Genomic DNA, 1,276 nt, shown 5'->3' with positions numbered 1-1,276 from the left:
GTGCAGAAGCGATAGGAGATATTTTATACCGGCTAGATAAAACAAGTAAGGAGGAAGCTTTGAAAATCATTGAAGCAGAATCCGAAGTATTCTCTTATCAATATTATGAGCAACAACTCCAAAATTCAGGGAAAAGAAAAACAGCATATTTTACTTATTACGCTTTAGCATCGGTCATGGTTTTTATATGGCTACTTTATTTAATGTTAGAAATGACTAAAGATTCAGTAACAACAAATCCATTTTAAGGGGGTGAGTGGTACTCATGGAAAAGTTCGTAGCTGCACTATTGTTTATCGTACTTGCTTGTTTTATCTTTGTTAACATGTTCCAAGGCGACATGACTGACTCAATCGGTGGTAAAACACAACAAACTACGGAAGTTATTGACGGAACAAATGTAGAATAACCCATAAATAAGCCATTGAGATAAGATTACCTCAATGGCTTATTTTATAGGAAATAATGTAATAGAGAAGCAGGAGGGTTGTATGGAAAAATTTCTAGTTTTTCTATTGTGTTTGCCTTTAGTCGTGTTAACCACTTTTCAAGGCCCTTTAATACAGAATGCTAGTATGGTAGAAGAAACTATTACTTTAGCTTTATATGAAGGTCAGAAAGAAGCAGCGCTTCAAGGTAGGTACGATAATGAAATATATAATCAAATAAAGGATTATCTTGTTGAACTACATCACTATGATAGAGATAGCATAGAAGTTAAAGGGACGGAAACACTCACAGCAAGGGGAGAAGAAATGAGGATTTCTATTACAGTACCGAAACCTCAAACCAATGTTTTAGAGATGTTCCAATTTAGTAACGATAAACCTTTTACAAAAGAAAAATATATTATGAGCGAGTATAGGTGATAGTATATGTATGATTTTATACGTGTATTCGCAATTATTTTAGTGATGATTTTTTCAATGGTACAAAGTGCTAATATATCTGTTTATGCGAGATCCAGTAAATATCTAAAAGAAGATATTGAGGTAGCGGCGCATGATGCTGCATTACAAATTGATCCGGAAGAAATGTCTAATGGTGATTTTGTAATTGATAAGGATAAGGCGAAGGAAGCCTTTAATAATACTTTTCAAAAGAATACTGGAATGGTAGCTGGTGATTATAAAATATTAACATTTGAGATTTTCGATGATTCTAATTCAACTTTTCCTTTAAAGTATAAACATCCAACTTATGACGTTGAAGATATATTTTTGGGACCTTCTGTATTTGCTATAGTAGAAACGAAGTCAAATAAATACTTTAATGC

At 32.9% G+C, this 1,276-nt stretch carries 3 protein-coding genes; all 3 read left to right on the top strand.

Annotated features, from left to right (window positions below; all coding sequences use genetic code 11):
• Positions 1-248: hypothetical protein (locus ACFQ8C_RS37060; protein ID WP_383466371.1), on the top strand; the 248-nt coding region annotated here is incomplete at its 5' end.
• A 195-nt stretch (positions 249-443) separates the two neighbouring features.
• Positions 444-869, top strand: a complete 426-nt coding sequence (locus ACFQ8C_RS37055; RefSeq protein WP_383466369.1) for a hypothetical protein — start codon at positions 444-446, stop codon at positions 867-869.
• A 6-nt stretch (positions 870-875) separates the two neighbouring features.
• Positions 876-1,276: hypothetical protein (locus ACFQ8C_RS37050; RefSeq protein WP_383466367.1), on the top strand; the 401-nt coding region annotated here is incomplete at its 3' end.

Origin of the sequence: Streptomyces sp. NPDC056503 (assembly GCF_042794995.1) — a bacterium.
GTDB lineage: Bacteria > Actinomycetota > Actinomycetes > Streptomycetales > Streptomycetaceae > Streptomyces.
This window is presented reverse-complemented; position numbering and strand designations above follow the sequence as displayed.